The organism is Microbulbifer taiwanensis (assembly GCF_014904815.1).
Lineage (GTDB): Bacteria > Pseudomonadota > Gammaproteobacteria > Pseudomonadales > Cellvibrionaceae > Microbulbifer > Microbulbifer taiwanensis.
The window spans coordinates 76,643-84,226 of record NZ_JACZFR010000030.1 but is presented as its reverse complement, the minus strand read 5'-3'; the positions used below and the strand labels follow the sequence as shown (position 1 = coordinate 84,226).

7 protein-coding genes and 3 tRNA genes are annotated in these 7,584 nt (G+C 58.9%); 4 read left to right on the top strand and 6 right to left on the bottom strand.

The window, feature by feature from the left end; genetic code table 11:
- Window positions 1-80 precede the first annotated feature (80 nt).
- The 4 genes from IG627_RS12110 (at window position 81) to pgsA (ending at window position 4,185) form a co-directional block, all read left to right on the top strand.
- A complete protein-coding gene (locus tag IG627_RS12110) occupies window positions 81-728 on the top strand; it encodes an alpha-ketoglutarate-dependent dioxygenase AlkB family protein (protein ID WP_193192624.1) in 648 nt (215 codons plus the stop codon).
- 211 nt (window positions 729-939) lie between these two features.
- Entirely contained in the window at window positions 940-1,593 is a 654-nt protein-coding gene (gene uvrY / locus IG627_RS12105) for a UvrY/SirA/GacA family response regulator transcription factor (protein WP_193192623.1), read from the top strand.
- A gap of 101 nt (window positions 1,594-1,694) precedes the next feature.
- Entirely contained in the window at window positions 1,695-3,509 is a 1,815-nt protein-coding gene (gene uvrC, locus IG627_RS12100) for an excinuclease ABC subunit UvrC (RefSeq protein ID WP_193192622.1), read from the top strand.
- 106 nt (window positions 3,510-3,615) lie between these two features.
- Window positions 3,616-4,185: a CDP-diacylglycerol--glycerol-3-phosphate 3-phosphatidyltransferase gene (pgsA, locus tag IG627_RS12095; protein ID WP_193192621.1), complete on the top strand. Its 570-nt coding sequence runs from the start codon at window positions 3,616-3,618 to the stop codon at window positions 4,183-4,185.
- A gap of 114 nt (window positions 4,186-4,299) precedes the next feature.
- On the opposite strand, the gene IG627_RS12090 is transcribed toward pgsA, so the two are convergent.
- From IG627_RS12090 to IG627_RS12065, 6 genes are all read right to left on the bottom strand, one after another.
- Window positions 4,300-4,497, bottom strand: a complete 198-nt coding sequence (locus IG627_RS12090) for a hypothetical protein (protein ID WP_193192620.1) — start codon at window positions 4,495-4,497, stop codon at window positions 4,300-4,302.
- A 148-nt stretch (window positions 4,498-4,645) separates the two neighbouring features.
- A complete protein-coding gene (locus tag IG627_RS12085) occupies window positions 4,646-5,062 on the bottom strand; it encodes a DoxX family protein (protein WP_193192619.1) in 417 nt (138 codons plus the stop codon).
- A gap of 197 nt (window positions 5,063-5,259) precedes the next feature.
- Window positions 5,260-5,346, bottom strand: a tRNA-Leu gene (locus tag IG627_RS12080).
- Window positions 5,347-5,447: 101 nt separating this feature from the next.
- Window positions 5,448-5,521 (bottom strand) — tRNA-Cys (locus tag IG627_RS12075).
- A 518-nt stretch (window positions 5,522-6,039) separates the two neighbouring features.
- Window positions 6,040-7,260 (bottom strand): hypothetical protein, encoded by a 1,221-nt coding sequence (locus tag IG627_RS12070; protein WP_226865012.1) that lies wholly within the window; start codon window positions 7,258-7,260, stop codon window positions 6,040-6,042.
- A gap of 241 nt (window positions 7,261-7,501) precedes the next feature.
- Window positions 7,502-7,578, bottom strand: a tRNA-Pro gene (locus IG627_RS12065).
- Window positions 7,579-7,584 lie beyond the last annotated feature (6 nt).

The following is a 7,584-nucleotide window of genomic DNA, read 5'->3' as shown; positions in this document are numbered from 1 at the left end:
GGCGGCGGGCCATACCCCTGGGGGGCCCCTGGGGGCGCGCCCCGCCCCCGGATTGACGAAAGTGCACCCTGGTGTGACGATTGAACGAGCAGACCTTCAGCGCCTGCGCCGCGGATTTGGCAGAAGGCTTTCCCGATGCCGAATGGATTGACCTGTCCCCCGGCCGCGCCCTGCTGATCCCCGACTGGCTGACATCATCGGAGTCGGCCGCCATCTATCGGGCCTGCCTGGCACAACTCCCCTGGGAGCAACCCGAGGTGCGCCTCTTCGGCAGGCAACACCCAATTCCCCGCCGCCACGCCTTCGTCGGCGATCCCGATGTGATCTATCGGTGGTCCGGTTTGGAACAGAGGCCACATCCCTGGATTGACTCTCTCGTTATACTCCGGTCACGCTTGACGGCTGCCGGTTTCCCGTTCAACTCGATGCTGGCCAACCACTACCGCGGCGGCGCGGACAGCATGGGCTGGCACGCGGACAACGAGCGGGAGCTGGGAGACTGGCCGGTGGTGGCTACCGTCAGCCTGGGGCAGGAGCGCCGGCTGGGCTTCAAGCGGCGCGATGGGGCGGGGCGGTTGTCTCTGGACCTTCCGGACGCTTCCCTGTTGCTGACATCCGGCGCGGTGCAGCACCACTGGCTGCACGGAATCGGCAAGAGCGCGCGCAAGATGGAGGAGCGGATCAGTCTGACATTCCGTTATATAAACGGCCGTTATATCGATAGCTAAAAATCGGCCACTTATGTCTAGATCCCAGTATTTGACACGCTTGTCTCGCTTTGCAGCAGGGTATTTGTCTGGTATGTTGCGAGAAGGCTCTGTGGATGGATCTATAGCGGGCATTAGACTCGCTGGGCAAAAACAAGAACGCAGTCAAAAAGCGCGTGCGGCTGGGATATGCGCAACGCGGCCACTGCATTTATCCGTAGTTGGGGCTAAATTGATCAAAGTCTTAGTGGTGGACGATCACGACCTTGTGCGCATGGGGATATCGCGCATGTTGGGTGACGTCAGTGGTATAGAAGTTGTGGGTGAGGCCGACAGCGGCGAGGAGGCGCTCGCATTCGTGCGCCAGTCTGAAGTCGACGTCATTCTCATGGACGTCAAGATGCCCGGCATGGGTGGTCTTGAGGCTACCCGCAAACTGCTGTCGCGTTGTCCTGAAGCCAAAGTGATCGCCGTCAGTGCACTCGATGATGACCTCTTTCCCGGTCGCCTGATGCAGGCCGGCGCCATGGGCTATGTGACCAAGGGCGCTGACCTGGAGGAAATGGTCAAGGCTATTCGCACCGTCGTCTCCGGCGAAGTGTTTATCAGCAGCTCCATGGCCACCAAGATGGCGATGCGCAATGTCAGCGGTAAAGCGGAAAAGACCTCGCCATTCGACGACCTGTCCAAGCGCGAGCTACAGATAGCCGATATGATCGTCAACGGAATCAAGGTGGCTGAGATTGCCGATACCTTGTCTGTGAGCCCCAAGACGGTCAACAGCTACCGCTACCGCATTTTTGAAAAGCTCGGCATTCACAGCGATGTGGAGTTGACCCTGCTGGCGGTGAAATACCAGATGCTGGATCCGGAAGCGGCCTTATAATAACGGCGGTAATTCTTTACCTGTAAGCGCGGCGGGGCGGTCATCCGCCCATGGCCGCGATCAATCCATCCGCCGGACCCGGCAATTTCTAATACCTTTCGATGTTCGACAGCAAACGCTTCCTGCCTACTGTTACCCGCAAGCCCGGCGTCTACCAGATGTTCGACGCCGACGGCCGTATCCTGTATGTGGGCAAGGCCAAAAATCTGCGCAACCGCCTGTCGAGCTATTTTCGCGCATCCGGTCTCACCGCCAAGACCATGGCACTGGTGCAGCGCATCCACAGCATTGAGGTCACTGTCACCCGCAGTGAGACTGAGGCGTTGGTGCTCGAGCAAAGCCTGATCAAGTCCCAGCGGCCGCCCTATAACGTCATGCTGAAAGATGACAAGGGCTATCCATATATTTTCCTGTCCAGCAGCGACGCCTTCCCGCGCATTGCCCTGCACCGTGGCGCCAAGCGAAAAAAAGGGCAGTACTTCGGCCCTTTTCCTAATGCATCTTCGGTGCGCGACAGCCTGAATTTCCTGCAGAAAACCTTCCGCATCCGCTCCTGTGAGGACAGTGTCTTCCGCAATCGCTCGCGCCCCTGCCTGCAATACCAGATACAACGCTGCACCGCACCCTGCGTGGACTTTATCAGTGAGGAAGACTATCGCCAGGATGTGCGCCACGCGGAGATGTTCCTGACCGGCAAGAGCGACAGGATCGTCCGTGAGCTGGCGGATGAGATGGATAAGGCCTCCAGGGAGCTGGAATTCGAAAGGGCTGCACGGCTGCGCGACCAGATCTCGGCACTGCGGCGCCTGCAGGCGGACCAGGTGGCGGAGCGCGCCCATGGCGATGTGGATGTGTTGGGTGTGGCCAGCGAGGGCGGGAGCTGCTGTGTGCACATTCTGTTTATCCGCCAGGGACGAATACTCGGCAGTCGCAGCTATTTCCCCGATGAGCGCTTGGGGCTATCCAGTGCTGAACTGCTGTCGGCGTTTATTCCGCAGTTTTATCTCGGCAGCCAGCGGGAGGTGCCGCGGGAAATTCTCACCTCTGAGTCGATAGAGGATGTCGAGGTGCTGCAGGAGGCGCTGAAGGAGCAGAGCGGTCGTGAGGTCAGCATTGTGCACCGACTGCGCGGCAACCGCGCCACCTGGGTAACCATGGCACAGCAGGCGGCAGAGCAGAACCTGAGCAGCCGCACTGCCGCGCAGCAGAAGCTGCAGAACCGATTCGAGTCCCTGCAGGAGATACTGCAGCTGGAGCAGCTGCCGGAGCGCCTGGAGTGTTTCGATATCAGTCACTCCAGCGGTGAGGCCACCGTCGCTTCCTGTGTGGTCTTCGATACCGGCGGCCCGGTAAAGTCCGACTACCGCCGATTCAATATCGAGAATATCCAGCCCGGCGACGACTACGCGGCCATGGCCCAGGCCCTGAAGCGGCGCTACACGCGCCTGGCCGGCGGGGAGGGCAAGTTCCCCAATATCCTGCTGATCGACGGCGGCAAAGGCCAGGTGCGCCAGGCGGTGGATGCCCTGAACGAACTCGGCGTCGTCGGTGTACAGATCATCGGCGTCGCCAAGGGCACCACGCGCAAGGCCGGCTTCGAGACACTGCATGTGGTTGCCAGTAACAAAGAGCTGGTACTCTCCGCCGATTCGCCGGCACTGCACCTGATACAGCAGGTGCGCGATGAGGCGCACCGCTTCGCCATTACCGGTCATCGCCAGCGACGTGACAAGAAGCGCCGCGAATCTCCGCTCGAGGGTATTGCCGGCGTCGGACCCGCGCGGCGCCGCGCACTGCTGCGCCACTTTGGCGGCCTGCAGGAGATTCGTCGCGCCTCAGTCGATGAGATTGCCGGCGTCGAAGGTGTCAGCCGCAAACTCGCCCAGGATATATACTCGGCACTGCACAACGAATAAGCAGATCGCAGTGCCCGACAAAAATTAACTTTCTGGTGCCTCGCCGGGCGTTTCAATTTGTGCGACGGCTTGATAAGTTACGCCCACCGCAAGTACAGGGAATAGCATGACACTCGCCAATCAACTGACACTCCTCCGCGTTGCACTCATACCCGTCTTCGTGTTGGTCTTCTACCTTCCCTACAAGTGGAGCTATATCGCCTCCGCGGCCATTTTCGCGGCAGCTGCCGCCACCGACTGGCTGGATGGTTACTTGGCGCGCAAGCTCAACCAGAGTACACCCTTCGGCGCCTTCCTCGATCCCGTTGCCGACAAACTGATGGTCGCTACCGCTCTTGTGTTGCTGGTCGGCCTGCACCAGAACGCCTGGTTTACCATCGCCGCCGCCGTCATTATCGGCCGCGAGATCGCCGTATCCGGTCTGCGCGAGTGGATGGCGGAACTGGGCATGCGCAGTAGCGTGGCCGTCTCCTTTATTGGCAAAATAAAAACTACCGCGCAGATAGCCGCGATTATCGTGTTGCTGGCATTCGATGTGCGCGAGTATCCGGTGATGGAGATGATCGGCTATGTGCTGCTTTATGTCGCGGCGGCACTGACCCTGTGGAGTATGGTGCTTTATCTGCGCGCCGCCTGGCCGACGCTGATGAGTGATGAGAACAGCGGTAAATCCTGAGATCTATCGAGGTCCGGCGATATTGGTTTTGCCGGAGGACTATGGGCCGGTTGGTGAAATTCCCCATCCGGCCCTTTAGGCGGGCAGCCTGGAAGGGCGCGTCGCAGTCGAGTTTCAGTCGATTCCTTCTATCCTCACTGGATACAGCTTCCCGTCGCACAGTTCCGTGGCGCACTGGAATAAGCGCTCTCCATTGTCAAAGTTTTCCCGCAATTGCCGGATCAGGCCCCTGGCCGCGATGTTATCTCCGACATCGATCGGCTTGTGGTTTTCCTTGCCGCATTCGAGGCACGCCCAGGTGATTGTTGCCATGTCTTACTCCCTTCTGCGTTTCGGCCCTCAGTCATAAGGGCTGTAAACTCGAGTATAGGAGCTGATAGTGTGCCTTCCCTGGATGCCTGGGAGGTTCTGCCCCGTAACTGCGCTTAAAGCCTCCGTTTCAAGCCTCCGTTTCAAGCCTCTAAGTCTGGCGCTGTTCAGAAAACAGGGCGTACCGTGCTTGCCTGTTTCGGATGAGTAAGCCCGCCCACATGAAAGCTCCAAGGTAGAAGCTAAATAAAATGTGGGTAAAAAGTGGGTTTCCCACTCTTACTTGAATTGCGATGGCGCCCCCAAGATATCCTGTGACCAGTATGGCACCCAGCAATGAAGTTCTGGGGATGGCATAGAGTAACGTGCAGGCTATCAATAAGATGCCAAGGCCGCGAGCCAGGGCGTCAGTCGGGGTAAAGCCCAGTTCTAGCAACGAGTCGGTGACAGGTTGAATTGGAGCCAGCTTGATAGCTCCATCAAAGACCAGGAAGGCTATAACCAGGCCACTCAGGATGCGGCCGGTCCAGAGGAGGGGGGTAGAGGGTGCTAGTTCATTAGAGTTCATTCTCGTCTCCGCCAGTTTATGGGGTGGAGCAGAGCCCGGCCACTAGTGACACGGTCTGGCTCTGCCCATGACTGCTAGTCGATTAAGCAGTGTGGAAATCGACACCGTGATTTGAAGTAGGGCAAAGCCTTAGGTCGCGCGGAGAACAGGAAGTATGATGCGAGAAAAAGGGAAGTATGCTTTCTAGCTTGAAGATTTGGTGCCCGGGGCCGGACTTGAACCGGCACGAACTAACGTTCGGGAGATTTTAAGTCTCCTGTGTCTACCGATTCCACCACCCGGGCGGGGGAGGTGTGCGAGGGGGTACTCTGCATGAGTCCGGTCCCTGGATCGGGGCCCTCGCTGGTCGCCGGACTTCACAGGGGCAAGTCGGCGATGGGGAATATGGAGGCTAGGGTCGGAATCGAACCGGCGTACACGGAGTTGCAGTCCGCTGCATAACCACTCTGCCACCTAGCCTTGATTTCCACTAATTTGTGGAAGTGAAAACGCCGCGGATTCTATCGGATTGGATCGAAAAATCCCAGCGTTTTCTTATACTTACGCGCCGCTGGACGTGCAAGAGGGCGCTATTCTAGAGACTGCTCCGGATTAGTCAAGCGCCTTGGTCAGCTGGGTTCGAAAAGGGAGGGGATTGGCGGGCTTAGGTGCAGACAGTGTTGGTGAGTTCCTTTTTTATACAGTGGTAGGGTTTTAATAACTTTTTGCTTGAGATGCGCCGAAGCTATTTCCAATCGATCTAAATTTCCATTGAGGGCCCGCTGGCAATCTGGCGGCCTTGTTCGATACTTCTCTGTAACTGGCTAACACACCTCCCCCAAACGTGTTTAGTAATGCCGGTAGGGCGCTCCGCAAGGTATTCGCCCGATGTGTAGTTAAGGATGAAATCCTCCAAGTTTCACTCCTAGAATGGTCTTGGCCCTGACGCTCTCCCCCCCCCCGTCGTCAGGGCTTTTTTTTGCCTGTAATTTGGCGCTTCACCGATCTATGTCGTCCAGGTTCTCTATTGTCAGGGCTTGTACCGGCCCGCCGGCGGCTTCTTCCGCCAGTTGCCTGAAGCGCTCCAGGGTAACTTCACCGCGCTTTTCCGCCAGGCCACGGGCGACGTCGTCGATGCTGGCTTTGCCGCCACTGGCTTTGCGGATCTCGCTGTCCAGTTCGCGCATCACGCCGGCGGCGCGGGCGGTGACGGGGCCGGACGAGCGCCTGACCAGCAGGCTGGGGGCCTCGCGACCCCACTCAGCCAGTTTGTCCATCGTCTCGTCATAGCGGCGCTGGCTGATACCCCCGGAGCGCCGCAGTATCTCCACCGAGTAGAACTCCGCCAGCCCCTCAACAATCCAGTCGCTCTGCTTGTCGCCGCTCCTGATGCCCGTTCCCACGTGCACCAGTTCGTGGATCATGCTGCTGGTGCGGTTGCCGCTGATCAGTGGGCGGTCGGCGTGCATAAACAGGGAGCGGGTACCGGACAGGCCGCCTCGCCACATGGGGTCCCCGGCGCTGACAATCAACAGGTGTTTGGGGAACTTGGGGAATACCTTTTCGATTTCCGGCAGGTTCCAGTTGAGGAAGGCCAGGGTGTCCTGGCGATGGATATCCTGGCCCAGTGGCGCCGCCACCTTGGTGTCTATACCGGCGATGATGTCCTGGCGGCTGCCGATCTTGCCGACGATCATCCAGCCCTTGGGTCGCACAAACCGGCGCCCGGGGTCTGTCAGGCGGTAGCGGAGCTTGCCGATCTCGGGGTAGGGCAGCGCCGCCGACCAGCCCTCCGGCAGTTCCAGCTGCAGTTCCGCCTTGGATCTTACACCTTTGGAGGTGACTGACATCGGGGCGATCAACTTGTCGCTGCGCAACAGGGCCCAATCCCTGGTAATGCGGGAATCGTAGCTGCCGCTGTTTTTCTGGTTGTTGATGGTGAACTTGTAGCTGAGACGCGCCTTGGGTCCTTCGGGGCGCCAGATAGCCCTGTCTTTCTTCAGTTCCAGCGGCTGATCGCTCTCGACATCGGAGTAGCGGCCGGAGCTCAGGTTCATGGAGAGCTTCTGGGGCAGGGATTTGCCATCCAGCGCTATCTCTACCCGGGCCATGCCTGAATCGGGATCTATCTGGGCGGTATAGAGGAGCTTGTAGGTGTCTGCGATTGCGCCCAGTGGGAGCAGCAGGAAGAAAAGGGTGATCAGCGATCGCAACAGCATAGAGACGCCTATCCGGAAACTTGAGTCAAATTGGACAGCGGGGAAGCGTAACGGTGCCCTGGAGCAGGAATCAAGTCCGGAAGTAGGGGTGCCGAGTGGCAGAGATGTGCGGAAAATAGTCGGTGAGAGAGGATTAGCTTCGCCCTGCGGGCTGGCTGGTCTCCGCAGGCTGCGCCAGCTGCGGCTCGTACCTCGTCGAGATCGGGGTGCTTGGGCTGTTTGGGGAGGCTCTGCAAGGAAATGGTCGGTGAGAGAGGATTCGAACCTCCGACCCCTTCGTCCCGAACGAAGTGCGCTACCAGGCTGCGCTACTCACCGACATTT

Excerpts from the sequence above, each read along its gene's own strand:
- uvrC (WP_193192622.1), top strand. The coding sequence starts at position 1,695 with ATGTTCGACAGCAAACGCTTCCTGCCTACTGTTACCCGCAAGCCCGGC.
- pgsA (WP_193192621.1), top strand. The coding sequence starts at position 3,616 with ATGACACTCGCCAATCAACTGACACTCCTCCGCGTTGCACTCATACCC.
- IG627_RS12090 (WP_193192620.1), bottom strand. The coding sequence starts at position 4,497 with ATGGCAACAATCACCTGGGCGTGCCTCGAATGCGGCAAGGAAAACCAC.
- IG627_RS12085 (WP_193192619.1), bottom strand. The coding sequence starts at position 5,062 with ATGAACTCTAATGAACTAGCACCCTCTACCCCCCTCCTCTGGACCGGC.
- IG627_RS12070 (WP_226865012.1), bottom strand. The coding sequence starts at position 7,260 with ATGCTGTTGCGATCGCTGATCACCCTTTTCTTCCTGCTGCTCCCACTG.